Origin of the sequence: Candidatus Mycolicibacterium alkanivorans, from assembly GCF_022760805.1 — a bacterium.
GTDB classification, from domain to species: domain Bacteria; phylum Actinomycetota; class Actinomycetes; order Mycobacteriales; family Mycobacteriaceae; genus Mycobacterium; species Mycobacterium alkanivorans.
Genome location: NZ_JAIVFL010000001.1, coordinates 1,246,546 through 1,272,442 on the forward strand (window position 1 = coordinate 1,246,546; position 25,897 = coordinate 1,272,442).

General features: G+C 67.6%; 29 protein-coding genes and 1 pseudogene. 17 read left to right on the forward strand and 13 right to left on the reverse strand.

All coding sequences use genetic code 11. The annotated features are described in order from the left end of the window. Positions 1 to 17 precede the first annotated feature (17 nt). Genes K9U37_RS06160 through purQ form a run of 3 tightly spaced genes read left to right on the forward strand, consistent with a single transcriptional unit; the run spans position 18 to position 1,627 of the window. The gene (locus tag K9U37_RS06160) at positions 18 to 671 is read left to right on the forward strand and encodes an ATPase (protein WP_243070947.1); all 654 of its coding nucleotides are present in this window, start codon (positions 18 to 20) and stop codon (positions 669 to 671) included. Positions 672 to 719: 48 nt separating this feature from the next. After that, positions 720 to 959: a phosphoribosylformylglycinamidine synthase subunit PurS gene (purS, locus tag K9U37_RS06165; RefSeq protein WP_243070948.1), complete on the forward strand. Its 240-nt coding sequence runs from the start codon at positions 720 to 722 to the stop codon at positions 957 to 959. Beyond that, entirely contained in the window at positions 956 to 1,627 is a 672-nt protein-coding gene (gene purQ, locus K9U37_RS06170) for a phosphoribosylformylglycinamidine synthase subunit PurQ (protein ID WP_243070949.1), read from the forward strand. The genes purS and purQ overlap by 4 nt, the downstream gene beginning before the upstream one ends. Positions 1,628 to 1,666: 39 nt before the next feature. On the opposite strand, the pseudogene K9U37_RS06175 reads toward purQ, so the two are convergent. Together K9U37_RS06175 and K9U37_RS06180 are read right to left on the reverse strand one after the other, a co-directional pair. Next, positions 1,667 to 2,188 (reverse strand): annotated as a pseudogene (locus K9U37_RS06175) (family 1 encapsulin nanocompartment shell protein); the annotation flags it as partial. Further along, positions 2,188 to 3,207, reverse strand: coding sequence for a Dyp-type peroxidase (locus K9U37_RS06180; RefSeq protein ID WP_243070950.1), 1,020 nt, complete (start codon positions 3,205 to 3,207; stop codon positions 2,188 to 2,190). The gene K9U37_RS06180 and the pseudogene K9U37_RS06175, both read right to left, overlap by 1 nt. A 41-nt stretch (positions 3,208 to 3,248) precedes the next feature. Between K9U37_RS06180 and K9U37_RS06185 the strand changes: the two genes are divergently transcribed. The 6 genes from K9U37_RS06185 to purM all read left to right on the forward strand — a co-directional run bounded on the left by K9U37_RS06185 (position 3,249) and on the right by purM (position 12,134). Continuing rightward, positions 3,249 to 4,523 (forward strand): M18 family aminopeptidase, encoded by a 1,275-nt coding sequence (locus K9U37_RS06185; protein WP_243070951.1) that lies wholly within the window; start codon positions 3,249 to 3,251, stop codon positions 4,521 to 4,523. Positions 4,524 to 4,671: 148 nt separating this feature from the next. After that, positions 4,672 to 6,975 carry a phosphoribosylformylglycinamidine synthase subunit PurL gene (gene purL, locus K9U37_RS06190; RefSeq protein ID WP_372489401.1) on the forward strand — a complete coding sequence of 768 codons (2,304 nt, stop codon included), beginning with the start codon at positions 4,672 to 4,674 and terminating at the stop codon, positions 6,973 to 6,975. Next, positions 6,972 to 8,753, forward strand: a complete 1,782-nt coding sequence (locus K9U37_RS06195) for an alpha/beta hydrolase (RefSeq protein ID WP_243070953.1) — start codon at positions 6,972 to 6,974, stop codon at positions 8,751 to 8,753. The genes purL and K9U37_RS06195 overlap by 4 nt, the downstream gene beginning before the upstream one ends. Positions 8,754 to 8,964: 211 nt before the next feature. Next, positions 8,965 to 9,357 carry a sterol carrier family protein gene (locus K9U37_RS06200; protein ID WP_243070954.1) on the forward strand — a complete coding sequence of 131 codons (393 nt, stop codon included), beginning with the start codon at positions 8,965 to 8,967 and terminating at the stop codon, positions 9,355 to 9,357. Between the two features lie 97 nt (positions 9,358 to 9,454). After that, positions 9,455 to 10,975, forward strand: a complete 1,521-nt coding sequence (purF, locus tag K9U37_RS06205) for an amidophosphoribosyltransferase (protein ID WP_243070955.1) — start codon at positions 9,455 to 9,457, stop codon at positions 10,973 to 10,975. Between the two features lie 88 nt (positions 10,976 to 11,063). After that, positions 11,064 to 12,134 (forward strand): phosphoribosylformylglycinamidine cyclo-ligase, encoded by a 1,071-nt coding sequence (gene purM, locus K9U37_RS06210; protein WP_243070956.1) that lies wholly within the window; start codon positions 11,064 to 11,066, stop codon positions 12,132 to 12,134. A 16-nt stretch (positions 12,135 to 12,150) separates the two neighbouring features. Here purM and K9U37_RS06215 read toward each other — a convergent pair whose 3' ends face one another. Next, positions 12,151 to 12,336: a DUF3073 domain-containing protein gene (locus K9U37_RS06215; protein WP_243070957.1), complete on the reverse strand. Its 186-nt coding sequence runs from the start codon at positions 12,334 to 12,336 to the stop codon at positions 12,151 to 12,153. A gap of 137 nt (positions 12,337 to 12,473) precedes the next feature. Further along, complete coding sequence (gene ygfZ / locus K9U37_RS06220) at positions 12,474 to 13,553, reverse strand: CAF17-like 4Fe-4S cluster assembly/insertion protein YgfZ (RefSeq protein ID WP_243070958.1); 1,080 nt, start codon at positions 13,551 to 13,553, stop codon at positions 12,474 to 12,476. 56 nt (positions 13,554 to 13,609) lie between these two features. Between ygfZ and K9U37_RS06225 the strand changes: the two genes are divergently transcribed. Further along, complete coding sequence (locus tag K9U37_RS06225) at positions 13,610 to 14,479, forward strand: aminodeoxychorismate lyase (RefSeq protein ID WP_243073248.1); 870 nt, start codon at positions 13,610 to 13,612, stop codon at positions 14,477 to 14,479. 272 nt (positions 14,480 to 14,751) lie between these two features. On the opposite strand, the gene K9U37_RS06230 is transcribed toward K9U37_RS06225, so the two are convergent. The 9 genes from K9U37_RS06230 to lmeA all read right to left on the reverse strand — a co-directional run bounded on the left by K9U37_RS06230 (position 14,752) and on the right by lmeA (position 19,468). Further along, positions 14,752 to 15,060 carry a hypothetical protein gene (locus tag K9U37_RS06230; protein ID WP_243070959.1) on the reverse strand — a complete coding sequence of 103 codons (309 nt, stop codon included), beginning with the start codon at positions 15,058 to 15,060 and terminating at the stop codon, positions 14,752 to 14,754. Then, on the reverse strand, positions 15,061 to 15,381 hold the full coding sequence (locus K9U37_RS06235) for a hypothetical protein (protein ID WP_243070960.1): 321 nt from the start codon (positions 15,379 to 15,381) through the stop codon (positions 15,061 to 15,063). 128 nt (positions 15,382 to 15,509) lie between these two features. Next, on the reverse strand, positions 15,510 to 16,154 hold the full coding sequence (locus K9U37_RS06240) for a heme-binding beta-barrel domain-containing protein (RefSeq protein WP_243070961.1): 645 nt from the start codon (positions 16,152 to 16,154) through the stop codon (positions 15,510 to 15,512). Positions 16,155 to 16,363: 209 nt separating this feature from the next. Then, positions 16,364 to 16,666, reverse strand: coding sequence for a DUF1416 domain-containing protein (locus tag K9U37_RS06245; protein WP_243070962.1), 303 nt, complete (start codon positions 16,664 to 16,666; stop codon positions 16,364 to 16,366). A 5-nt stretch (positions 16,667 to 16,671) separates the two neighbouring features. Then, complete coding sequence (locus tag K9U37_RS06250; protein WP_243070963.1) at positions 16,672 to 17,505, reverse strand: sulfurtransferase; 834 nt, start codon at positions 17,503 to 17,505, stop codon at positions 16,672 to 16,674. Between the two features lie 33 nt (positions 17,506 to 17,538). After that, a complete protein-coding gene (locus K9U37_RS06255) occupies positions 17,539 to 18,015 on the reverse strand; it encodes a DUF4395 domain-containing protein (protein WP_243070964.1) in 477 nt (158 codons plus the stop codon). A gap of 96 nt (positions 18,016 to 18,111) precedes the next feature. Beyond that, positions 18,112 to 18,213 carry an Ms5788A family Cys-rich leader peptide gene (locus K9U37_RS20375; RefSeq protein ID WP_372489402.1) on the reverse strand — a complete coding sequence of 34 codons (102 nt, stop codon included), beginning with the start codon at positions 18,211 to 18,213 and terminating at the stop codon, positions 18,112 to 18,114. 20 nt (positions 18,214 to 18,233) lie between these two features. Continuing rightward, entirely contained in the window at positions 18,234 to 18,656 is a 423-nt protein-coding gene (locus K9U37_RS06260) for a TlpA family protein disulfide reductase (protein WP_243070965.1), read from the reverse strand. Beyond that, complete coding sequence (gene lmeA / locus K9U37_RS06265) at positions 18,653 to 19,468, reverse strand: mannan chain length control protein LmeA (protein ID WP_243070966.1); 816 nt, start codon at positions 19,466 to 19,468, stop codon at positions 18,653 to 18,655. The genes K9U37_RS06260 and lmeA overlap by 4 nt, the downstream gene beginning before the upstream one ends. Before the next feature lie 187 nt (positions 19,469 to 19,655). Here lmeA and K9U37_RS06270 point away from each other — a divergent pair, with 187 nt between their 5' ends. From K9U37_RS06270 to K9U37_RS06300, 7 genes are all read left to right on the forward strand, one after another. Next, the gene (locus tag K9U37_RS06270) at positions 19,656 to 20,477 is read left to right on the forward strand and encodes a winged helix-turn-helix transcriptional regulator (protein WP_308197343.1); all 822 of its coding nucleotides are present in this window, start codon (positions 19,656 to 19,658) and stop codon (positions 20,475 to 20,477) included. Further along, entirely contained in the window at positions 20,474 to 21,406 is a 933-nt protein-coding gene (mshD, locus tag K9U37_RS06275; RefSeq protein WP_243070968.1) for a mycothiol synthase, read from the forward strand. The genes K9U37_RS06270 and mshD overlap by 4 nt, the downstream gene beginning before the upstream one ends. Before the next feature lie 152 nt (positions 21,407 to 21,558). Continuing rightward, complete coding sequence (pstS, locus tag K9U37_RS06280; protein ID WP_308197344.1) at positions 21,559 to 22,686, forward strand: phosphate ABC transporter substrate-binding protein PstS; 1,128 nt, start codon at positions 21,559 to 21,561, stop codon at positions 22,684 to 22,686. A gap of 98 nt (positions 22,687 to 22,784) precedes the next feature. After that, positions 22,785 to 23,753 carry a phosphate ABC transporter permease subunit PstC gene (gene pstC / locus K9U37_RS06285; RefSeq protein WP_243070969.1) on the forward strand — a complete coding sequence of 323 codons (969 nt, stop codon included), beginning with the start codon at positions 22,785 to 22,787 and terminating at the stop codon, positions 23,751 to 23,753. Continuing rightward, on the forward strand, positions 23,750 to 24,655 hold the full coding sequence (gene pstA / locus K9U37_RS06290; RefSeq protein ID WP_243070970.1) for a phosphate ABC transporter permease PstA: 906 nt from the start codon (positions 23,750 to 23,752) through the stop codon (positions 24,653 to 24,655). Before pstC ends, pstA begins: the two co-directional genes overlap by 4 nt. 16 nt (positions 24,656 to 24,671) lie before the next feature. Beyond that, positions 24,672 to 25,448, forward strand: coding sequence for a phosphate ABC transporter ATP-binding protein PstB (pstB, locus tag K9U37_RS06295; RefSeq protein ID WP_243070971.1), 777 nt, complete (start codon positions 24,672 to 24,674; stop codon positions 25,446 to 25,448). A gap of 108 nt (positions 25,449 to 25,556) precedes the next feature. Continuing rightward, entirely contained in the window at positions 25,557 to 25,850 is a 294-nt protein-coding gene (locus K9U37_RS06300; RefSeq protein WP_243073250.1) for an ArsR/SmtB family transcription factor, read from the forward strand. Positions 25,851 to 25,897 lie beyond the last annotated feature (47 nt).

Here is a 25,897-nt window from a genome sequence, read left to right on the forward strand (position 1 = left end):
TCAGGGGAGGCGTCACTATGCGGATGGTCCTGGCGGTGGTGCTGGCGGCCTGCGGGCTGGCCATCGCTGCGCCCGCTGCCGCAGAACCGGAGGCGTGCCCGCCGACATGTGACCGCATTCCCGACTCGGCCTGGATCGCGCCGTGGGGGATACCGCTGAACTCCCGCTACGGCTGGCCGCGTCTTCCCGGTCTGTCGGTCACAGCCAGCACGCCCCGGTTCCGGTTCGAGGAACTGTGCGCCAGCCCGCCGGTGGCCCAGGACCCGCGTTCCTATGCCGTCGCCGAGAAGGCGGTGGTTGTCAATCCGGACGGGCAGTGGCAGCTGCAGGCCCAGGTGCTGCACTGGCGTGGTGAGACGTGGCGGGGCGGTCAACTGACCGAGGACGTCTTCAACACCGCCGTCGCCGCACTGCGCGCCTGCCAGCGCACCAACCCATCCGCCTCGCCGTCGCTGACCACCGTCGAGCCCGACCGGATGGCCGCCGTGGTCAGCGGGCCGGTGATCCTGCACCAGTACCTGGTGGCCAACCCGGCCAACAGCACGGTCACCGAGCTGGCGCTGTGGTCGACGGCACCGCCGCGGACGGCGTGGCCGTCACCGGCCGACGACGCAGTGCTCGACGCGCTCGGCGCTCCGCTGTGCACGGCCTATGTCGGGTCGTGTCCGTAGCGCGCCGGTACAGTTGAGCCGCAACATTCGTTTCAGCGAGGAGCTTCTGTGCCCCGAGTGGTTGTCAACGTGATGCCGAAAGCCGAGATTCTCGACCCACAGGGTCAGGCCATCGCCGGCGCGCTGGGCCGGCTCGGGCATGCCGGTATCTCAGATGTGCGGCAGGGCAAGCGATTCGAACTGGAAGTCGACGACTCGGTCAGCGACGAACAGCTGGCTGAGATCGCCGAGTCGCTGCTGGCCAATACCGTGATCGAGGACTGGTCGGTCACCCGGGACCCGGCGTGAGCGCCCGCGTCGGGGTCATCACCTTCCCGGGCACTCTCGACGACGTCGACGCCGCCCGCGCGGTCCGGATCGCCGGTGCCGAGGCGGTCAGCCTGTGGCATGCCGACGCCGACCTCAAGGGTGTCGACGCCGTCGTCGTTCCAGGCGGTTTCTCCTACGGCGACTACCTGCGCTGCGGGGCCATCGCCAAGTTCGCGCCCGTCATGGGCGAGGTGATCGCCGCCGCCGGGCGCGGCATGCCGGTGCTCGGCATCTGCAACGGCTTCCAGGTGCTGTGCGAGGCGGGCCTGCTGCCCGGCGCGCTGACCCGCAATGCCGGTCTGCACTTCGTCTGCCGTGACGTGTGGCTCAAGGTCGACTCCATCGCGACGGCGTGGACTTCGCGCTACGAGTGGGGCGCCGAACTGCTGGTGCCGTTGAAATCGGGCGAGGGTCGCTATGTGGCCAGCGAGGCCGTGCTCGACGAACTCGAAGGGGAAGGGCGCGTGGTCTTCCGCTACGCCGACAACCCCAACGGATCGATGCGCGACATCGCCGGCATCAGTTCGGCGAACGGCCGCGTGGTCGGTCTGATGCCGCACCCCGAGCACGCCACCGAACCGCTCACCGGGCCGTCCGATGACGGGCTGGGGATGTTCTACAGCGCCTTGGACGCCGTCCCGGTCTGAGGCTCGAATGAAACTGCACACTCGCGCCCGGGGTTAGGGAGTCAGCGCGACCGAGTACGGCCCGTCCACGCCGGCCAGCCGCAGCTCCGAAAGTGCTTGAGAGATGACGTCCGGATATTCGCGCGCGTCGGCGGGCAGCGCCAGCGGCGGGTTGGAGCTGCAGCCCCGGATGCCGTCGATCGAGGCCGGTGCGTAGCCCTCGAAGATCGCCCGGTCCTCGACGAACGCCAGCTTCTTGGCGGCCTCCTTGACCGGATCCCAGTCGGAGTCCTGCGCGCCGCGCTCGACATCGTCGATCGCGATGCGCGACACCGTGAACGGCGCCCTCAGCCGCACCAGCGGCTTGGCATCGCGCAGGTGGGCCACCACACCGTCGGCCGGTGGGGACACGTCGCGCAGATGCCCGGTGCTCACCGCTGCCGTCACCGGGCCACCCGGACCGCTGACGTCGACCACCCGCCGGCCCGCGAGGTGCCGCTTGAAGGTTCGGGTGGCCTCCAATTCGATTTCTTCCCAAGCGGATTCGGTGACCGGGGCGAGCTCGCGATAGAGGTTGTTCATCAGGATCGTCCTTTCAGACTGCCGATCGCCAGGGAGCCGTCGGGAGAGGTGGTCGGTGCCGGGGGAGCCGTTGCCGCCTCAGTACCCGGCAGCGGTGGAGGGTTGTTGAGGAAGTCGACGGTGGGGGTGAAGAACAGGCAGCCGGTGAGCGCGGTGGAGAACTCGAGGATGCGGTCGGTGTTGCCCGGCGGGTCGCCGATGAACATGTTCTCCAGCATCTTCTCGGTCACCGTCGGCGACCGCGAGTAGCCGATGTAGTACGTGCCGTACTCACCCTTGCCCACTTCACCGAACGGCATGTTGGCCCGCACGATCTTGAGCTCATTGCCCTCGGCGTCCTCGATGACATTCAGTGCCACATGGGAATTGGCGGGTTTCACGTCGTCGGCGAGCTCGATGTCCTCGAGTTTGGTGCGGCCGATCACCCGCTCCTGCTCGGTGACCGACAGCGCCTCCCACGACGCCATGGCGTGGACGTACTTCTGCACGTGGACATAGCAGCCGCCGGCGAAAACCGGGTCCTCGTCGCCGATCTGGCTGGCGCTCAACGCAATCGGGCCGTCCGGGTTCTCGGTGCCGTCGACGAAGCCGAGCAGATCGCGGTTGTCGAAGAACTTGAAGCCGTGCACCTCATCGACGACGGTGATCGCCCCGGCCATCGACTTGGCCACCTGACCGGCTAGCTCGAAGCAGACGTCGAGCACCTCGGCGCGGATGTGGAACAGCAGATCCCCCGGGGTCGCCGGGGCGTGATGGCGGGCGCCGTGCAGCTCGACGAACGGATGCAACTCGGCGGGCCGCGGACCGGAGAACAACCGGTCCCAGGCGTCGGAGCCGATCGACGTCACCATCGACAGGTGCTTGGACGGGTCGCGGAAGCCGACCGCCCGGACCAGGCCCGCGAGGCCCGGCAGCGCGTCATGCACGGCGGCTTCACCGCCCTCGTCGATGGTGGCCACCAGGAAGATGGCCGCCGGAGTCAACGGCGCCAGTACCGGTTGCGGTAGTGGTGAGGGCACTGTTCGACCCTAACGGGTCACGGTCGGCGATGATGGTCAGCATGTCGACCGGGGCCAGTGCGCACGGGTTGTGCGAATTCATCGACGCGTCGCCGTCGCCGTTCCACGTCTGCCAGACGGTGGCGCGGCGACTGAGCGCAGCCGGCTACACCGAATTGGTCGAAACCGATCGCTGGCCCGACCGCAAGGGCAACTTCTTCACCGTGCGGGCCGCCTCGCTGGTGGCCTGGAACAGCAGCGAGGATCCCCGGCGGCCGTTTCGCATCATCGGCGGACACACCGACAGCCCCAACCTGCGCGTCAAGCAGCATCCCGACCGGGTGGTGGCCGGCTGGCAGGTGGTCGCGCTCGAGCCCTACGGCGGCGCCTGGCTCAACTCGTGGCTGGACCGCGACCTCGGGATCAGCGGACGGCTCTCGGTCCGCGACCCGGACGCCGACGGCGGCGTCTCGCACCGGCTGGTCCTGATCGACGAGCCGATCCTGCGGGTGCCCCAGCTGGCCATCCACCTCGCAGAGGACCGCGCGGCGCTCACACTCGATCCGCAGCGCCACGTCAACGCGGTGTGGGGGCTGGGCGACGCGCCCCGGTCGTTCCTTGACTACGCCTCCGAGTGGGCCGGTGTGGCGCCCGCCGACCTGCTCTCGGCCGACCTGATGACCCACGACCTGACCCCATCGGCGCTCGTCGGCGTCGACGGCGAGTTCGTCAGCGCACCGCGGCTGGACAACCAGGGCACCTGCTACGCCGGACTTGAGGCCTTCCTGGTCGCCGAACCCCGCGACTACCTGCCGGTGCTGGCGCTGTTCGACCACGAGGAGGTCGGCTCGACCTCCGACCACGGCGCGCAGTCCGACCTGCTATTGACCGCGCTCGAGCGCATCGTGCTCGCGGCCGGCGGCGACCGGGAGGACTTCCTGCGCCGCCTGACCGCCTCGACGGTGGCCTCGGGTGACATGGCGCACGCCACCCACCCGAACTACCCGGACCGTCATGAGCCCGGTCACCTGATCGCGGTCAACGGCGGACCGGTGCTCAAGGTGCAGCCCAATCTGCGCTACGCCACCGACGGGCGCACCGCGGCGGCCTTCGAGCTGGCCTGCCGGCAGGCCGGGGTGCCGTTGCAGCGCTACGAACACCGCGCCGACCTGCCGTGCGGATCGACGATCGGACCGATGACCTCGGCCCGCACCGGTATCCCCACCGTGGACGTCGGGGCCGCCCAGTTGGCGATGCACTGCGCCCGCGAGCTCATGGGCGCCGCCGACGTCGCGTCGTATGCGGCCGCGTTGCACGCGTTCCTGTCGCCGCCGTAGTCCCCCGCTCAGCCGGGAAACTCGGCAGGGTCGTAGCGGATGACGTTTTCCACCACGAGGGGCGGTGCCGTCGAGCGCGTCACCGCCAGCCCCTCGCCGCAGGCGCGGACGCACAGTTACCCGGGAGATCATGCGGGGTCACTAAGCTGTGGTCGTGACATCTGGGCCCACTGGAGCAGTCGACACCGTCGAGCACGCGGCGGCCACCCCCGATCACCCGCAACCCTTCCGCGAACTCGGCCTCGAGGACGACGAGTACCAGCGGATTCGCGACATCCTCGGCCGCAGGCCCACCGGCGCCGAGTTGGCGATGTACTCGGTGATGTGGAGCGAACACTGCTCCTACAAGTCCTCCAAGGTGCACCTGCGCTACTTCGGCGAGACCACCACCGACGAGATGCGCGCGGGCATGCTCGCCGGGATCGGGGAGAACGCCGGCGTGGTGGACATCGGCGACGGCTGGGCGGTGACGTTCAAGGTCGAGTCGCACAACCACCCGTCGTACGTGGAGCCCTACCAGGGCGCGGCCACCGGTGTCGGCGGCATCGTGCGCGACATCATGGCGATGGGGGCCCGCCCGGTGGCGGTGATGGATCAGTTGCGCTTCGGTGCAGCGGATGCCCCCGACACCCGCCGGGTGTTCGACGGAGTGGTGCGCGGCATCGGCGGATACGGCAACTCCCTCGGCCTGCCCAACATCGGCGGCGAGACGGTGTTCGACGCCTCCTACGCCGGCAACCCCCTGGTCAACGCGATGTGCGTTGGGGTGCTGCGCAAAGAGGACCTGCACCTGGCGTTCGCCTCCGGCAAGGGCAACAAGATCATCCTGTTCGGCGCGCGCACCGGCCTCGACGGGATCGGTGGGGTTTCGGTTTTGGCGAGCGACACCTTCGGCGGCGACGAGGGGTCCGGGCCCGGCCGCAAGAAGCTGCCGAGTGTCCAGGTGGGTGATCCCTTCATGGAGAAGGTGCTCATCGAGTGCTGCCTCGAACTGTATGCCGCGGGCTTGGTGATCGGGATCCAGGACCTCGGCGGTGCCGGATTGTCCTGTGCCACATCGGAGTTGGCCTCGGCCGGTGACGGTGGCATGGCCATCGAGCTGGACAGGGTTCCGCTGCGGGCGGCCAACATGACGCCGGCCGAGATCCTGTCCAGCGAGTCGCAGGAACGCATGTGCGCGGTGGTCGCGCCGGAGAGCGTCGAGAAGTTCATGGCCGTTTGCCGCAAGTGGGAGGTGCTGGCGACGGTCATCGGTGAGGTCACCGACGGCGACCGGTTGAAGATCACTTGGCACGGGCAGTGCGTGGTGGATGTGCCACCGCGGACCGTCGCCCACGAGGGCCCGGTCTACCAGCGGCCGCTGGCCCGGCCGGACTGGCAGGATGCGCTGAACGCCGACACCACCGCCGGGCTGCCGCGGCCATCGAGCGGTGCCGAGCTGCGGGCGACTCTGCTTGCACTGTTGGGCAGTCCGCACCTGTGCAGCCGCGCCTTCATCACCGAGCAGTACGACCGCTACGTGCGCGGCAACACCGTGCTGGCCGAGCACGCCGACGGCGGGGTGCTGCGGATCGACGAAGCCACCGGCCGTGGCATCGCGGTGTCCACCGACGCCTCGGGCCGCTACACCCAGCTCGACCCGTACGCCGGAGCGCAGCTCGCGCTGGCCGAGGCCTACCGCAACGTCGCCGTCACCGGTGCCACCCCGGTGGCCGTCACCAACTGCCTGAACTTCGGCTCCCCGGAGGACTCGGGTGTGATGTGGCAGTTCGCCCAGGCGGTCCGCGGGCTCGCCGACGGTTGTGCGGCCCTTGGCATTCCGGTTACCGGCGGCAACGTCAGCTTCTACAACCAGACCGGGGCGACGGCCATCCTACCGACCCCGGTGGTGGGCGTGCTCGGCGTCATCGACGACGTGAGCCGGCGGCTGCCCACCGAACTGGGCAACGAGCAGGGAGAGACGCTGTTCCTGCTCGGCGACACGCGCGACGAATTCGACGGCTCGATCTGGGCCCAGGTCACCGCCGACCACCTCGGGGGTGTGCCGCCGAGGGTCGATCTGGCCCGCGAGAAGCTGCTGGCCGAGGTGCTCACCGCCGCCTCCCGCGACGGCCTGGCCTCGGCGGCCCACGACCTCAGCGAGGGCGGGCTGATCCAGGCGGTGGTGGAGGCGGCGCTGGCCGGTGAAACCGGTTGCCGCATCGTGCTTCCCGAAGGCGTCGACCCATTCGTGTTCCTGTTCTCCGAGTCGGCGGGCCGCGCGCTGGTCGCGGTGCCCCGGACCGAGGAGAGCCGGTTCCGGTCCATGTGCGAGGCCCGCGGCCTGCCCGTCACGCGCATCGGTGTCTCGGATGACGGCTCGGATTCCGTTGAGGTGCAAGGCCTGTTCATGGTGACGCTGGAGGAGTTGCGGACCACGTCCGAGAAAGTGCTGCCCGGGCTGTTCGGATGACCCGTGCGGTCGACGACGTCACCGGTGAGGCGCACGCCCCGCCGCAGCGGCGGCGGCACGGGGAGTCGCTGGCGGCCTGGGCGTGGAGCCTGGTGCGGCTGGACTTCGTCGGTGTCGCGTTCGGGGCGCTGTTCTTCTGCCTGTCGCTGACCCCGTCGCTGATGCCTCGGGAATGGACGCTGGCGGGTCTGATCGGCGGCATCAACGCGGCCATCGGTTACGGCATCGGCGTGTTGGCCGGCAGGGTCTTTCGCGCGCTGTTCCTCAATCACCGCCCATGGTGGCCGCCGAGCGCGAAAGTGCTCGGTGGGCTGAAAGCCGCCACGGTGGTGGCGTCGATCGGCGCAAGTGCGCTGATGCTGATCCCTGCCGCGGCCTGGCAGCGCCAGATCGCGGCGATCATGGGCATCGAGGGCCCGGCGACGCTGGGCTATCTGCGCGCACTGGCCGTCGCCTTGATTGTCGGAGGTGTGCTCGTCGGGGCGGCCCGCATCGTCAAGGACGCGATCAAGTTCCTGGCGCGACTGATGATCCGGCGATGGGACATCAACGACGAGGTGGCCATGTTCATCGGCACCGCCATCGTCGTCGTTCTGGTCATCACCCTCGTCAACGGCGTGCTGTTCCGCGGCTTTGTCGCGGGCGCCAGTGCGGTGTTCCAGCCCAAGAACGACATCACCCGCCCTGGTATCAGTGAGCCGGTCGAGGCGCAACGATCAGGTAGCGCAGAGTCTTTCGCGGCCTGGGATACGTTGGGGTTCCAGGGCCGTAACTTCGTGGCATCCGGGCCGCGCGCCGCGGAGTTGAGCTCGTTGAACGGCCGGCCCGCGAAAGAGCCGATCCGGATCTACGCGGGTCTGGAATCGGCGGATTCGCTGGAGGGCAGGGTTGCGGTGCTGCTTTCGGAGTTGCAGCGCACGAAAGCATTTGACCGCAAGGTTCTGGTGATCATCCCGACCACGGGAACGGGTTGGGTGGATCCGGTGGCCGCCCGCTCGATCGAGGCGATGTACAACGGCGACACGGCGCTGGTGGCGATGCAGTATTCGTATCTTCCGAGCTGGATTTCGTTCGTCGCCGATCACGAGAAGTCGCTGCAGGCCGGCAAGGCCGTGATCGACGCGATTCACCAGCGTTGGCAGCAGTGGCCCGCCGAGAGCCGGCCCATGTTGATGCTCTACGGCGAAAGTTTGGGATCGATGTCGGGGCAGGGCGCTTTCGGCTACTTGCCCGATGTCGTCGACATGGACTTCTCCTCGGTGCTGTGGGTCGGGCCACCGAACGCCAGCCCGTTGTGGAAGGCGTTGACCGTGCGGCGCGACCCGGGCACGCCCGAGGTTCAGCCGCGTTATGACAACGGTCGCACCGTACGGTTCGCGCAGGCAGCGAGTTCCGCCGAGATCGCCTCGGTGGCCGCGCTGCCGTGGCGCGGAACGCGGGTGCTGTTCTTGCAGCACGCCTCCGATGCTGTGGTGTGGTGGTCACCCGACCTGTTGTTCGACGAGCCGGACTGGTTGAAAGAACCAGCCGGGCTCGACCGCAGCGCTTCGATGCGCTGGTTTCCGATCGTCACTTTCTGGCAGGTGAGCGCGGACCTGACCAACAGCGGCGGCAGCGCCGGATCGTCCCCGATAGGACACGGCCACAACTACGGCGACAGCCAACTCGATGGCTGGGTGGCGGTCGCCTCGCCACCGGGATGGACTCACACAGACACCGACCGCACCCGCAGGTGGCTGGAGAAGGTGATGGCGGCCGGCGGCCCTGAATTTCAATGAGCGACACCACCGCGGTGCGGGCGTTCGGCCCGACCTGCGGGAGGTTGGTCCGGGCGCTCGCCTTCGGGCTCTGGCGCATCCCCGACGCGAGGAAGGCCGGCGGTGGCGGCCCGGTAGGCGATTTCGCGCGATTTGAAGGACATGGGCCTACGCTTGAACCTCAACTTTGTTGATGTCAATGCTCGGTCGACGGCATTGAAATACTGATCCCATGCCGTCGTCCCGCCGCACCGCCGACCCCGCGGCGACCCTGGCCGCGGTGCGCGCAGTGGCGCACTGGTTGCACGACGCCACTGAGCCCACCCCGGACCGCTCCGCGATCGCCGCGGCCGTCCGGCTCACCGCCCGCACCCTGGCCGGGCTCGCACCGGGCGCCAGCGTCGAAGTCCGCATTCCACCTTTCGCTGCTGTCCAATGCGTCTCGGGACCCCGGCACACCCGCGGAACGCCGCCCAACGTCGTCGAAACCGACCCGCGCACCTGGCTGCTGCTGGCGACCGGGCTGCTCGCACTGCCCGATGCGGCCTCGAACGGGTCACTCCTGCTGTCCGGGTCCCGGGCCGGTGAGGTGGCGGCACTTCTGCCGCTGGTGAAAATCGAATGAACCCCTGGCCGACACTTACTGTTCAATTCCGTGATTTCGGCCGATCACCGTAGACTGGGTTTACGCCACCGACCTCCGCCAGGGAGCAGCCCATATCGTGACCGGCCAACTGGAAAACGAGCCTCGCGAAGAGTGTGGCGTCTTTGGAGTCTGGGCTCCGGGCGAGGATGTTGCCAAACTCACTTACTACGGCCTCTATGCGCTACAACACAGAGGCCAGGAGGCGGCCGGTATCGCCGTCGGAGACGGATCTCAGGTGCTGGTCTTCAAAGACCTCGGCCTGGTCAGCCAGGTGTTCGACGAGCAGACGCTGGCCGCGATGGAAGGGCACGTCGCGATCGGACACTGCCGCTACTCCACCACCGGGTCGACCACCTGGGAGAACGCCCAGCCGGTGTTCCGCAACACCGCGGCCGGCACCGGAGTTGCGTTGGGCCACAACGGAAATCTGGTCAACACCACCGATCTGGCGCGACGCGCCCGCGACGCCCGCCTGATCAACCCCAAGATGCCGGGTGCGGCGACCACCGACTCCGACATCCTGGGTGCGCTGCTGGCGCACGGTGCGGCCGACTCCAGCGTCGAGCAGGCGGCCCTGGAACTGCTGCCCACCGTCCGGGGCGCGTTCTGCCTGACCTTCATGGACGAGAACACCCTGTACGCCGCGCGCGACCCATTCGGTGTGCGGCCGCTGTCGTTGGGCCGCCTGGATCGTGGCTGGGTGGTCGCCTCCGAAACTGCGGCCCTCGACATCGTCGGCGCCTCCTTCGTCCGGGACATCGAGCCCGGTGAGCTGCTGGCCATCGACGCCGACGGGGTGCGCTCCAGCCGCTTCGCCAACCCGACGCCGAAGGGCTGTGTCTTCGAGTACGTCTATCTGGCCCGGCCGGACAGCACGCTGGCCGGCCGTTCGGTGCACGGTGCGCGCGTCGACATCGGCCGCCGGCTGGCCCGCGAGAAGCCGGTCGAGGCCGACCTCGTCATCGGTGTGCCCGAATCCGGTACCCCCGCTGCCGTCGGCTACGCGCAGGAATCCGGTATCCCGTTCGGGCAGGGCCTGATGAAGAACGCCTACGTCGGGCGCACCTTCATCCAACCGTCGCAGACCATCCGTCAGCTCGGCATCAGGCTCAAGCTCAACCCGCTCAAAGAGGTGATCCGCGGCAAGCGGCTGATCGTGGTCGACGACTCGATCGTCCGCGGCAACACTCAGCGCGCGCTGATCCGGATGCTGCGCGAGGCGGGCGCTGTCGAGGTGCATGTGCGCATCGCTTCGCCACCGGTGAAGTGGCCGTGTTTCTACGGCATCGACTTCGCCACCCCGGCCGAGTTGATCGCCAACGCGGTGGAGAACGAGGGCGAGATGCTCGAGGCGGTGCGCCACGCGATCGGCGCTGACACCCTGGGATACATCTCCCAGCAGGGCATGATCGCCGCGACCGAACAGCCGCCGACCCGGCTGTGCTGCGCCTGCTTCGACGGCAGCTACCCGATCGAGCTGCCCGGCGAGGCGCAGCTGGGCAAGAACGTCGTCGAGCACATGCTGGCCACTGCCGCCCGCACCGGTCTCCCGCTGCAGGCCGACAACGACAACGTCTCGGCGCTGCGGCGTCCCTGAACGGCCGCTCAACGAGTGGATCGCGCGCAACGTCGGCTGAAGCACGGCCCGTTTCGGTGGCGGACTGCGACCGGTAGCCTTATCCGCGATGACGGATCGCGAGGACGACAACCACATCTCCTACGCATCGGCGGGGGTGGACATCGAGGCCGGTGACCGCGCGGTCGAGCTGTTAAAGCCGCTGGCGAAGCGGGCCACCAGGCCCGAGGTGCGCGGCGGGCTTGGCGGCTTCGCCGGGCTGTTCGCCCTGCGTGGCGGTTACCGGGAGCCGCTGCTGGCCGCCTCGACCGACGGGGTCGGCACCAAGCTGGCCGTCGCGCAGGCGATGGACAAACACGACACGGTGGGCCTGGACCTGGTCGCGATGGTGGTCGACGACCTGGTGGTGTGCGGCGCCGAGCCGCTGTTCCTGCAGGACTACATCGCCGTCGGGCGCACCGTTCCGGAGCGGGTCGCCGCGATCGTTTCAGGCATCGCCGAAGGCTGCGTGCTGGCCGGCTGCGCGTTGCTGGGCGGGGAGACCGCCGAACATCCGGGCCTGATGGAACCCGACCACTACGACATCTCCGCCACCGGCGTGGGCGTGGTGGAGGCCGACGACGTGCTAGGCCCCGAGCGGGTGCGCCCCGGGGACGTCATCATCGCGATGGGTTCCTCGGGCCTGCACTCCAACGGCTACTCGCTGGCCCGCAAGGTTCTGCTCGAGATCGACCGGATGATCCTGGCCGGCCACGTCGAGGAATTCGGCCGCACGCTCGGTGAGGAGTTGCTCGAACCGACTCGCATCTACGCCAAGGACTGCCTGGCGCTGGCCGCCGAAACCCAGGTCCGGACGTTCTGCCATGTGACCGGCGGCGGTTTGCCGGGCAACCTGGAACGCGTCGTCCCGCACGGCCTGGTCGCCGAGCTCGACCGCGGAACCTGGACTCCCGCACCGGTTTTCGCGATGATCGCCCAGCGCGGCCGGATCGAGCGTGCCGAGATGGAGAAGACGTTCAACATGGGCGTCGGCATGGTCGCCGTCGTGGCTCCGGAGGACACCGATCGCGCCCTGGCCATCCTGACCGCCAGGCACCTGAGCAGCTGGATGCTGGGCACAGTCACCAAGGGCAAAGACGGCCCACGAGCCAAGCTCGTGGGACAACACCCACGGTTCTGAGAAGGGGAAGGGCGGCTCAGCGCCGCCAGCTGTCCTCGTCGGCCCACGGGTCGTCTTCGAACCCGTTGTCGACAGTGTCAGGCGCACTCGAACCCGACCCTGACAGCTCTTGCTGAAGCCGCTCAAAATCGGTCTGCGGGGAGCTATATTTCAGCTCCCGAGCAACCTTGGTCTGCTTTGCCTTTGCCCGGCCGCGGCCCATGGGGGAACCCCCTCGCGCAATAACGGAGCGGCCCCAATTTGGGCGGCTCCGATCTGTCTGTTCGTTATTGTCCTGTCAACACCATACCGTGCGCCGCTGCGATGTGCTGGCCCGGCCCGTTCGGCCGACCGTGAACATCAGCTGCCACCACCCCGAAGACGCTCGACGGCCAGCCGCCCCGCCCCCACCGTGTCGACCGGCGGTAGCGAATCGGCATCGATCTCCGCGGCCACCTGGGGCTCTCCGCCGGTGGTCAGCGGCGTGCCGGCCGGAATGGAGCGCTTGACCAGGGCCAGTGCGATCGGGCCGAGGTCGACATGGTCCACGACGGTGCCCAACCGGCCCACGACACGCCCATCGACCAGCAGCGGATCACCGCTGACGGGCCGCTCCCCGGAGCCGTCGAGATGGACCAGGACCAGCATTCGGGGCGGTTTGCCCAGGTTGTGGACGCGTGCGACGGTTTCCTGGCCGCGGTAGCAGCCCTTGTCCAGGTGCACCGCCCGGCCGATCCAGCCCACCTCGTGGGGGATGGTCCGCTCGTCGGTGTCCACCCCGAGCCGGGGCAGGTGCGCCGCCACCCGCAGGGCCTCATACGTCCACACCCCGGCCTGGCGCGCGCCGGCCTCGGCCAGCCGGGCCAGCCACTCGGTCTTGGTGTCTCGCGGAACCGCCAGGTCAAGGACGATTTCCGTACCTTGAGCGGGCATTCGCCGCACGAAACCGCCACCGGCAACCGGCTTGGCGGTCCACACGGCGGGCAGCGCGTCGACGCCCAGAGCGGCGACGACTTTCGCGTCGGCCAGCCGTGGCCCCAGCAGCGACAACACCGCATAATCGGCCGCCTCGGGAGTGACGTCGGACCAGAACACCATCTTGCGCAGGTAGGCCAGCAGCGGCTCGCCTCGCCAGGGTTCGGTGTCCAAATAGGTGACGCCGGCCAGTTCGGTCTGGATCCAGTGATCCTCGACATGGCCCTGGCCGTCGAGGCTCAGATTCTCGGTGACCGTGCCGTCGGCCTGCTCGCTGACGTGCTGGCTGGAGATCGAGTGCAGCCAGGTCAACCGGTCGGCTCCGGAGAGCGTGATGACCGCGCGGTGGGAGCGGTCGATGACGACGGCTTGGTGCTCGGCGGCGCGCTGCTCACCGAGTGGATCACCGAAATGCCAGACCGCTCCGGCGTCGGGACTGGAGGCGGGGGCGGCGACTGCGGACACATATCAACTCTACGAGCCTGCAAGTACGCTGTGATCTCATGTCCGGGCAGTCATCGGTGGTCGTCACTCTCGACGGCGAGGTCCACGATCCGGCGCAGCCGCTGTTGCTCGCCGACGACCTCGCCGCGGTGCGCGGTGACGGGGTGTTCGAGACGCTGCTGGTGCGCGACGGCCGAGCCTGCCTCGTCGAGTCGCATCTTCGCCGACTGGTCTCCTCGGCGAAGATGCTGGAGCTGCCCGAGCCGGATCTGCCGGCGTGGCGGGGTGCCATCGAAGTGGCGGTCAAGCAGTGGACGGCTGGGACTGCGGACGAGGGTGCGCTGCGACTGGTCTACAGCCGCGGCCGCGAGAGCGGATCGCCACCGACGGCCTACCTGACGGTCAGCCCGCTCGCCGACCGCGTGGCGGCCACCCGCCGCGACGGGATCGCCGCACTGCTGCTGGACCGCGGACTGCCGGCCACCGGCATCGACGCGATGCCGTGGTTGGTGGCCGGTGCCAAGACGTTGTCGTACGCGGTCAACATGGCAGCGCTGCGGCACGCCGCCGCCAAGGGCGCCGGCGACATCATCTTCGTCAGCAGTGACGGCTGCATCCTCGAGGGCCCGCGGTCGACGGTGGTGATCGCCGCCGAGAGCGATGACGGCTCCGGCCGCACCTGCCTCTACACCCCGCCGCCGTGGTACCCGATCCTGCGCGGCACCACGCAGCGGGCCATCTTCGAGGTCGCCCGCGACAAGGGCTACGACTGCGACTACCGCGTGCTGCGGCCCGCGGACCTGTTTGCCGCCCAAGGGGTTTGGTTGGTCTCGAGCATCACCCTGGCCGCCCGCGTGCACACCCTGGACGGCAAGCTGCTGGCGCTGGCACCGCTGGCCGCCGAGATGGCCGACCTGGTCGACGCCGCGATCGTCAGCGATCGCTGAGCGCGAAAAACTGTTGGCACACCCCTGGCTGCGCGGGTACGGTCGGCCGTGCACAGGGAAGGAGGTGGTCCGGAATTTTGAGTAATACTTCTTGGACATGTGAGGTGGCTGCCCGCTAGCAGCACCAGGTGCCGGAATCACCTGCGCCCCTGAGCGCGCTGGCGAATTCCAGGCAGCTACCCGGCCCCCGAGCCCCTGGTTCGTCCAACCAGGATTACCGGCTCGGGGGCTGCCCCATATCCGGGGATCGCCATTGGCGGCCGGCCCAGGCCTCACCAGTCGTCGTCGTTGGGACACGACACGTCGACATAGACGGTGGTCGCTCGAGATGGCGGTGCGTCGGACCGGTCGGGATTGTGGATCCCGGTCACCGAACACCGGTCCAGGGATGTCCGGGTGTAGCCGAACACCCAATTGACCGCCACGCTGTAGCCCTGCGCCCACAGGTCTGCGATGGTGGCAGCGGCCGATTCGCTGCCCGCCACCGGTGACACCGGGTCGGCGGTGGCGGGCGGAGCCGCCGACAGAGCTCCCGCGATCACGATCGGCACCAACACCGCACGGCGGCGAACGGAGCGCATCTAAGCCGCCCGGGGCGGACTCTTGATGTTCTGCATGAGCCGTGCACCTTCGGTGCCGTACACGCCACGGTCGTCGCCCTGCATCACCCAGTTGTGCTGCTGGTCAGCCCGCGCTGCCAGTGCTGCGCACTTGCTGGCGTACGCGGCCCGCCGCTTGCGCTGTTCCCGCGCGATCGCTCGTACCAGATAGAAAGCCGCCACAGCAGCAAGCGCTCCAAGAATCCACCAGAAGAACTTGATGACGATCGCGATCAGCACAAGCACGATGAAGCCCAGTCCCGACGCGCCCGAGGAGTTGTTGCGATGCCGCTTCGTCCCCATGTCCACGATGCTACGAGCGGCGTCCGACAAGTGGGCTCGGCACAGATTCCGTTGCACCACCGTGCGCCGATTTGTGGCGCCGCGTCGACGAGATCACCAGCGCGCTGAATCCGGAGTTGGTGGGCGCGTCAGCCGACGTATCGCGACAGCCGCGCGGACAGATGTGGCACTAGGCCGCCGTCGGCGTCGACCCGCTCCTCGACGTAGGCCAAATCGCCGTCTTCGACGATGCCGTAGAGCCGCTTGGCGCCGCCGACCAGCACACCGGACTTGCTGCGTGCCAGGGCGTCGGTCACCAGCTCCCACGACGACTGGGTGCGGGACCGTCCGTAGAACAGCTCGACATAGCCGGCAGAGTGGGCCAAGAGCAGCTCGATAGCCTGCGACTCGCCCGGGTCGTCGGGGTCGTCGACGAACCGCCAGAAGCCCGTCTCCCGCAGGCCGGGGGAGTGATAGCGACCCTCCTCGTCGAGCCGCCACGAGCGGGCTTCCCAGTTCAGGTAGTCGCCGCCGTCGTGCGAGACGATGATCTGCTGGCCGAACCGGTAGTCGCCGTGCGCGCCGCGGCCCTCGCCTTCGCCGCGCCACACCCCGACCAGCGGCAGCAGGGCCAGCAACGCGTCGTGAAGGTTGGCGCCGAGGCGCAGGTTGGCGGTGTCGGTGAGCGGAAGATCGTCGAAAACCGGGATGTTGCGACCAGCGGTCTCTCTGGCGCGCTGGGCCGCTGCTGCGACGGCGCGATCTCCGCTGCCGGGGATGTTTTCAGAGGTCACGACTCGTCGGTGACCAGTCGGTACAGCGCGTAGAGCGCGAACCAGGTGATCACCACGACGGTAGCGACCAGCAGGATCTCGTAGAAAAGGACCACGGTGAAAGTTTAACCGCGCACGGCTCGGGCGGGATCAACCGCCCGAGCCTGTCAGCGATATGTCAGGCGCAGTTGATCGCCTGACTCCTCGCCGACGACGCGTCGGCTTCGTCGTCAGGCGACCTTGATGTCGACTTCGTGGATCCCCGCGCCGGTCGGCGCAACGGTGACGTCGCCGGTGCCGACCGTAGACAGCGCACGGACCTTCCAGGTGCCCGGTGCGGCGAAGAACCGGAAGTCACCGGTCGCCGAGGCCACCACCTCGGCGGTGAACTCGTCGCTGGAGTCCAGCAGGCGCACGAACGCGCCGCCGACGGTCTGCCCGGCGCCGTCGACCACGCGGCCGGTGATCACCGTCTCCTTCTCCAGATCGACACCGGCGGGCAGGGTCTGTCCTTGCTTGGGTGCAGAGCACATGATGATCAATTTCCCAACTCGATCGGGGCCCCCACCAGGGAGCCGTATTCCGTCCAACTGCCGTCGTAGTTCTCGACGTTCTTGTGCCCCAACAGTTCCCGGAGCACAAACCAGGTGTGTGACGAGCGCTCGCCGATGCGGCAGTAGGCGATCGTCTCCTTCTCCCCGTCCAGCCCGGCCTCGGCGTACAGCGTGGCCAAGTCCTCGTCGGATTTGAACGTGCCGTCCTCGTTGGCGGCCTTGCTCCACGGCACGTTGATCGCGCCGGGAATGTGGCCGGGACGCTGGCTCTGCTCCTGCGGCAGGTGCGCGGGTGCGAGGATCTTGCCGTAGAACTCGTCGGGGGAGCGGACGTCGACGAGGTTCTTGGTGCCGATGGCCGCGATCACCTCGTCGCGGAAGGCGCGGATGGTGTCGTCCGGAGCCTTGGCGGTGTAGCTGGTCGCCGGCCGCTCGACGGTGTCGGCCGACAGCGGACGGCCGTCGAGCTCCCACTTCTTGCGGCCGCCGTCGAGCAGCTTGACGTCCTCGTGGCCGTAGAGCTTGAAGTACCAGTAGGCGTAGGCGGCGAACCAGTTGTTGTTGCCGCCGTAAGGGACCACCGTGTCGTCGTTGGCAATGCCACGATCGCTCAGTAGTTTTGAAAACTGCTGGGCGTCAACGAAATCCCGCTTGACGGCGTCCTGCAGGTCCTTCTGCCAGTCCAGCCTGACCGCACCGGCGATGTGGCCGGTGTCGTAGGCGCTGACGTCCTCGTCGACCTCGACGAAGACGACGTTCGGGTTGTCGAGATTGCTCTCGGCCCAGTCGGCTGAGACCAGGACGTCGGAGCGAGCCATGAAGGAATCCTTTCGGTGACTGGTGTGCAGGCTTCAGGTGGGGATGCGGCGCAACCGTGCCACCAGCGGGTAGATCTGGCAGCCCAGGCAGATACCGAATGCCGCATTGAGGAAGGCAGCGAAAAGCGCGAAGGCCGTGGCGATCACGCCCAGAAGGGGCACGCCGGACGCGAAGCCGGCCACCCCCACCGCTGCGAAGATGAACCCGACCAGTTGGGCGAACTTCAACGGCGGCACGGGTTCCCGCTCGGTGACCGGGCTCAGCCGTGGTGCCACAAGTTTGGCGAAGATCAGGCCGTAGGGGTGCTGTCGGGGTCCGCGCAGCGCGCCGATGGCGAACACGACGGCCTGGGCGCCCAGCAGGATCGCCGCCGCAACCGTGCTGATCGCCGAGATGGCGAGCACCGCGAGCAGCACGGCGGTGGTGACCCAGGCCGCGAAGCGCGGGCCGCGGACGTCGACCTGCGCGGGTGCGGTGGTGGTGGTTGTTGTGGTGTTCGAGGTCGACATGGGTCTACTCCTGTTGCTGGGAAATGGGGCTGGGTGGAGGCACGCCACGAATGGCTACGCCAGAGCGGCGGCGCAAAAAGAGAAGGGCGCGGCTACTCAGCAGCTACAGCAACAACAGCAACAACCCGCGACGCGGCACAGATCGACTGCACGGCGCTTGGTGAGCGTGAGCTCGAGGCGGGCGGACACGGCAATCATGCTACCCACCAATCCTGGTCTCAGGCCAACAGAGGTGCGAGAGCCGAGCGCAGGTCGGCAGCCTTCGGGACACCCGATGTCCGATATCGCTGTCGGCCTTCGGCGTCGAAGATGAACGTCGTCGGCAGCGAGAGCACCGAAAGCCTGCGCGCGGCAGCCGGATTGGCGTCCATGTCGATTTCGACGTGAGCTACGTCATGCAGGTCGGTGCATACCTGGTTGACCACCCGCCGTACTCCTGCGCACGGCCCGCACCACACGGCGCTGAAGTGGACGATGGTCGGTCCGGTCCGCGAAAGGCCCAGATCGCTGGTGTCGACGGCCTCCGGGGCAGCGGTATCGCGCAGCACACCGGAGCGCCGGTTGTGCAGCACGCCGGCGACGGCGGCCACTCCCAGCGCGGCCGCGATGGCCGCGATCGCGGTGATCGTTGCAGGGGTCATGATTGTTTGAACCCGTCGAGGCGGATCGTTACTCCCTCGGTGATGCCTTCGATAATGATGTCTGATCCACGGGCACCTTCGGTAGTGGGGCGGACCCCGAACGGCAGTTTCTGTCCCGGCAGGGTGCCGCTGAACGCCGTGAGCACGGCGGCCTTCTTGTCTTCGGGCACACCTTGGTCGGCGGTGCCCGCTCCGGTCGCCACGCCGGTGGCGGTGAACACCAGCGTTGTCTGGTCCGCGCCGGTGACCGACAGGTCGACGGTGACGCTGACCGGCTTGTCGAAATCGGCTTTTCGCGGCGTGCCGGTGAACACCAGGCCCTTGTCGCCCGAGATCCCCGACTCGGTGGTGCCGCCGGTGGCGTCGTTGGTGTCCTTGGCCGGGGCCTCGACCATCAGGTCCTTGATCCCCATGAACCGCCCGAGGTGGGCGGAGTCGATGATGATACGGCTCTCCAGTTTGCCGACGGGCAGGTTCGCATCGGGCCTGATCAGCCAGGACGCCTCGGTCAGGTCGACGTCGTGCATGGTGGCCTCCAGTGAGGCCTTGCCCACTACGGCGTGCTCCACGCCGTTGGCCTTGATCTCGATCTCCGCGTAGTGGTGGCGCATCGCCTGGCGGATGAACGGAAAGCCGAGGATGGCCCCGGTCGGGTCGAACGACAAGCCGGCCACGGTGCGCACGGTCCGCGCCAGCCGGTACTCGGCGTAGATCGTCGCTCCGAAGTCGGCGCCGAGGGCCCCGACGGCCACGGCGAGCAGCGTGGCGCCCAGGGTGATCAGCAGCTTTCGCACCTGGACATTCTGGCCCACGGCCACCTGCGACGCGCCGTCGCGCGCCCGGCGGGAGCAGGCCAGGGCGGCTCGGATCGGCTAAATAGCAGGTAGCGGGGTAAAGTTAGAAGACCCATGGTCGGTAACGGCCATATGTCGCCCATGAGTCTGGAAGGTCACCGCGACGGCGCTGTCGACGATGGTCCCCCAGCGCATTGGAGATTCTGTGGACCTGCTGCTTCTCACCGTCGACCCGCGTCCGGAGTCGGTGCTGCCGTCGTTGGCGCTGCTGGCGCACAACGTGCGCTCCGCGCCGACCGAGGTGTCGTCGCTGCTGGAGGCGGGTACGGCGGACGTCGCGATCGTCGACGCGCGCACCGATCTGGCTGCCGCGCGGGGTCTGTGCCGGCTGCTCGGCACCACCGGGACATTGGTTCCCGTGGTGGCCGTCGTCAACGAGGGCGGCCTGGTTGCCGTCAACATCGACTGGGGCCTCGACGAAATCCTGCTGCCGAGCACTGGGCCGGCCGAGATCGACGCCCGGCTGCGCCTGCTCGTCGGCAGGCGCGGCGGTTCGGCCAGCCAGGAAAGCGCGGGCAAGGTCAGCCTCGGTGAGCTCGTCATCGACGAGGGCACCTACACCGCGCGGCTGCGCGGCCGCCCGCTCGACCTCACCTACAAGGAATTCGAACTCCTCAAGTACCTCGCCCAGCACGCCGGACGGGTGTTCACCCGCGCGCAGCTGCTGCAGGAGGTGTGGGGCTACGACTTCTTCGGCGGCACCCGCACCGTCGACGTCCATGTGCGACGGCTGCGCGCCAAGCTCGGCCCGGAATACGAGTCGCTGATCGGGACTGTCCGCAATGTGGGCTACAAGGCGGTGCGGCCCGCCCGGGGCCGTCCGCCTGCGACCGAGCCCGAATTCGCCGCGGACGACGAGGAGGACGACGAGGAGGACGGCTTCAGCGACGGCGAGGACGCCATCTCGGACTCGATGCGCACCGCGGTGCGGTCTGGCTCAATGTCCCACCCGCTTCGCAGTCAGTGACGGCGCCGTACTGGCGCACCGCCCTGAGTCCGGTCGAGCAGGAGCAGGTGCGCGCGGTGATCGATGCCGCCACCCGATCCGACGGTGTCGCCCCGGTCGGTGAGCAGGTGCTGCGCGAACTGCCGTATGAGCGCGCCCGGCATTTGGTGGCCGCCGATGACGGGGACGTGGTCGGCTACCTCAATCTGACGTCAGGGGCCGACGGTGCCGACGCGATGGGTGAGCTCGTCGTCGAACCGCGGGCCCGCCGTCGCGGTATCGGGACGGCGCTGCTGCAGGCTGCCGCCGATGCCGCCGACGGCGCAGTTCGGTTCTGGGCGCACGGCACCCTGCCCGCGGCGCGAGCGGTGGCCGACGCGCTCGGGATGACCGTGGTTCGGGAACTGATGCAGATGCGCCGGACGCTGCGCGACGTCCCCGAGCCGGCCGTACCCGAGGGCATCCACATCCGCACGTACCGAGGCCCGTCCGACGACGCCGAGCTGCTGCGGGTCAACAACGCCGCCTTCGCGTGGCATCCCGAACAGGGCGGCTGGGAGCAGTCCGATCTCGACGAGCGACGCACCGAGTCCTGGTTCGACCCCGAGGGCCTCTTCTTGGCCGTCGACGACGACAGCGGTGCGATCCTCGGTTTCCACTGGACGAAGGTGCACCCTGACCATCCCGGGCTCGGCGAGGTGTATGTCGTCGGCGTGGACCCCGCCGCGCACGGACGCGGCCTGGGCCGGGCACTGACCGTCGTCGGCCTCGAACACCTTGCCCGGCGGCTGCTCTCCCACGAGCAGCCCGAGGTCATGCTCTACGTCGAAGCCGACAACGCCGCGGCGGTGAAAACCTATGGCCGACTGGGATTTGCTACGTCGAGCGTCGACACCGCGTATCGGCCGTCCTTGCCAGCCAATATTGACGGCGCCGCGAGTCACAGCTAATTAGCGGCTTTTCGCGTCACCCCGTTCGTCAACCTGTTCACCCCTCATTCACCTTCCGGGTGGGTTCTGTCCATCACCAGCGCCTAACTTCCCGAGTGGTGCGTGTGCTCCTACCGGGGCCGAACAGGGCAACACTGGAGAAAGTGGGATAGGTGAATCTGAACAGGTTTGGCAAGGCGTTCTTCGTGACCGCGTCGGCGACCGCCATCACCGGAATGATGCTCACCGCGTGCGGTAGTGACAAAGACACCACGTCGTCGTCGGGTTCCGGCAGCGCCGGCGCAGTGAACTGCGGGGGGAAGAAGTCGCTCAAGGCAAGCGGTGCCACCGCGCAGGCCAACGCGATGACACGGTTTGTCAACGCCTACGAGCAGGCGTGCCCGGGTTACACCCTCAACTACACCTCCAGCGGATCGGGAGCCGGTGTGTCCGAGTTCATCGGTGGTCAAACCGATCTCGGCGGCTCCGACTCGCCGCTGAACGCGGACAAGGGCGAGGTGGACAAGGCCAAGGCACGGTGCGGCGACAATGACGCCTGGAACCTGCCGACGGTGTTCGGCCCGATCGCGGTGACCTACAACGTGCCGGGTGTCGACGGGCTCGCCCTGGATGGGCCGACGGTGGCGAAGATCTTCAACGGCACGGTCAGGACCTGGGACGCACCGGAGATCGCCGCACTGAACGCGGGCAAGACGCTTCCGGCGCAGCCGATCAACGTGATCTTCCGCAGCGACGAGTCGGGCACCACCGACAACTTCCAGAAGTACCTCGACGCCGCATCAGACGGCGGGTGGGGCAAGGGCGCCGGCAAGACGTTCAACGGCGGCGTCGGTGAAGGCGCGAAGGGCAACGAGGGTACGTCCGCGGCGATCAAGAACACCGCCGGGTCCATCACCTACAACGAGTGGTCGTATGCGAAGAACCAGGGCCTGCAGATGGCTAAGATCATCACCTCCGCCGGCCCGGATCCGGTTGAACTGACCGCCGAGTCGGCCGCTAAGTCGATCGCGGGGGTCAAGATCAAGGGCGAGGGCAACGACCTGGTGCTCGATACCTCCTCGTTCTACAAGCCGACGGAGCCAGGCGCGTACCCGATCGTGCTCGGAACCTACGAGATCGTCTGCTCGAAGTACCCGGACAGCCAGGTTGCTCCAGCCGTAAAAGCGTTCCTGACCGCGGCGCTCGGAAAGGGTCAGGAGGGCTTGACGGACAACGGATACATTCCGATCCCCGATTCCTTCAAGTCCAGGCTGACCACGGCTATCGACGCCATTTCATGACCATAGGACCCCAATAGGACCCCGCGATGACCGTCAAGCCAGAGCCGACTGCTGTGGGCACGCCAACGTCGGCGAGCCCACAGCGGGCGGGCGCGACCATGCCTACCAAACCACCACCAGGGTCGGGCCTTCGGGACAGTGGCGGCCGGTGGGGCGACCGGATCTTCGGCGCCATCGCCGTCGCTGCTGGAGCCACGATCATCGCCGCGATCGCACTGATGGCGCTGTTCCTAGTCATTAGGGCGGTGCCGTCGCTTAAGGTCAATAAGGCGAACTTCCTCACCGGTTCCGAGTTCAAGACCACCGACGCGGACAATCTGCGGTTCGGCGTCGCCGACCTCTTCCAGGTCACCGTGCTGAGCTCGGTCTTTGCCCTGGTGATCGCCGTGCCGATTGCCATCGGCATCGCGGCGTTCCTGACCAACTACGCGCCGCGCAAGTTCGCGAGGCCTTTTACGATCCTGGTCGATCTGCTTGCCGCGGTGCCCTCGATCGTGTTCGGCCTCTGGGGAATCTTCGTGCTGGCGCCCTGGCTCGAGCCGCTTGCGCGGTTCCTCAACAAGAGCCTCGGTTGGTTCTTCCTGTTCGCCACCGGCAACGTCTCGCTGGCCGGTGGTGGGACGATCTTCACTGCGGGAGTAGTTCTTGCCGTGATGATTCTGCCGATCATCACCTCGGTGACGAGGGAAGTGTTCAGTCTCACTCCGGGCGGGCATGTCGAGGCCGCCCAGGCCCTCGGCGCCACAAAGTGGGAAGTCATCCGCATGACCGTCTTCCCATACGGCCGGAGCGGAATGATCGCCGGGTCGATGCTCGGCTTGGGCCGCGCCCTCGGCGAGACCGTCGCGGTCTTGATCATCCTGCGGTCGGCCGCGCGAGCCGGCCACTGGTCGCTGTTCGACGGCGGCTACACCTTTGCTTCCAAGATCGCCTCGGCCGCATCGGAATTCAGCTCACCGTTGCCGACGGGTGCCTACATCGCCGCCGGCTTGGTCCTGTTCATCTTGACATTCATCGTCAACGCGCTGGCTCGTGCAGCGGCTGGAGGAAGGGTGAGCGGAGGATGACAAAGGCCACGCTCGATGTGCCGGTCAAGGCACCGACGTTCCACCCGATCAGCCCGAGTCGCAAGATCAAGAACAACCTCGCCACGATCCTGTTCGCTGCGTCGTTTCTGATCGCCATGGTGCCGCTGGTGTGGGTGCTTTACACCGTCCTGGAACGCGGCTTCAAGGCGGTCATTACCCCGGGATGGTGGACCAGGTCGCTGGCCGGCGTGTTGCCGGATCAGTTCGCCGGTGGTGTGTACCACGCAATCTACGGAACGATCATCCAGGCCGGAATCGCGGCGGTGATTTCGGTTCCGCTCGGCATCATGGCGGCCGTCTACCTGGTGGAGTACGGACGCGGGCGGTTTGCGCAGGTGACGACCTACATGGTCGACATCCTGGCGGGTGTGCCGTCGATCGTGGCCGCGCTGTTCATCTTCGCGTTGTGGATTTCAACGCTGGGATTCCCGCAAAGCGCGTTCGCAGTTGCCCTGGCCCTGGTGCTGTTGATGCTGCCGGTCGTGGTGCGCAACACCGAGGAAATCCTGAAGCTCGTTCCCGACGAGCTGCGCGAGGCCTCATATGCCCTGGGTGTTCCGAAATGGAAGACCATCGTGCGCATAGTCGTGCCCACGGCGTTGCCCGGCATGATCAGCGGAATCCTCCTGGCGCTCGCCCGGGTGATGGGCGAGACCGCACCCGTCCTGGTGCTGGTCGGCTACGCCAGGTCGATCAACTTCGATGCGCTCGAAGGAAACATGGCGTCGCTGCCCCTGCTCATCTACACCGAGCTGATCAACCCGGAACCCGCCGGGCGGCTGAGAGTGTGGGGGGCGGCGCTGACCCTGATTTTGCTGGTCGCAGTGCTGTACACAGCGGCGGCCTTCGTGAACCGATACCTGACGCGAAATCGGGCCTGAGACTCAAGGAGAAACTATGGCCAAACGGTTGGATCTCAAAGACGTCAATATCTACTACGGATCGTTCCACGCAGTCGCTGATGTGTCACTGGCTGTGCCGCCGCGTAGCGTGACCGCATTCATCGGCCCGTCGGGATGCGGTAAGTCGACGGTGCTGCGTGCCTTGAACCGGATGCATGAGGTGATCCCCGGTGGTCGCGTCGAAGGATCGGTGCTGCTCGACGGCGAGGACATCTACGGCCCCGGCGTGGACCCGGTGAGCGTGCGCAAGACCATCGGCATGGTGTTCCAGCGGCCGAATCCCTTTCCGACCATGTCCATCAAGGACAATGTGGTCGCCGGCCTGAAGCTACAGGGTGTGCGCAACCGGAAGGTCCTCGACGAGACCGCAGAACGTTCGCTGAAGGGCGCCAATCTGTGGAATGAGGTCAAGGACCGGCTCGACAAGCCGGGCGGTGGGCTCTCGGGTGGTCAGCAGCAGCGGTTGTGCATCGCGCGGGCGATTGCCGTGCAGCCCGATGTGCTGCTGATGGACGAGCCGTGTTCGGCCCTGGACCCGATCTCGACGCTGGCCGTCGAGGATCTGATCGCTGAACTCAAGCAGGACTACACGATCGTCATCGTCACGCACAACATGCAGCAGGCGGCGCGCGTCAGCGACCAGACCGCGTTCTTCAACCTCGAGGCGACGGGTAAGCCCGGCATGCTGGTCGAGGTGGACGACACTGAGAAGATCTTCTCCAACCCCTCGCAGAAGGCCACCGAGGACTACATCTCCGGGCGGTTCGGCTAGGCCAGGACCGGCGCACTTGTGTGGAGATTCGATGCCTGTCAATATTGACAGGTGTCGAATCTGGCTCTGGAGCCGCTGACCGAGGCCGCGGCCGGGGTTCTTGCGCGCATGTTCAAGGCTCTCGGTGATCCGGCGCGGCTGCGCCTGCTCAGTTTGATCGCGTGCCACCCAGGCGGCGAGGCATGCGTGTGTGACATCTCCGAGTCGTTCGACCTGGCGCAGCCGACGATCTCCCACCACTTGAAAGTGCTGCGCGAATCGGGCCTGTTGGGCTGCGAGCGCCGTGGTAGCTGGGTGTACTACTGGGTAGTTCCCGAAGCGCTGCAACAACTTTCGGCCACCCTGTGCGTCGATGCGGGTCCCGCTGTGAACAGCGGTGCGTGTTCGGTGCCGCAGGTATGAGCGCGACGACGAGATCAAAGCCCGCGTGGAGGCGTTCAACGCCGATC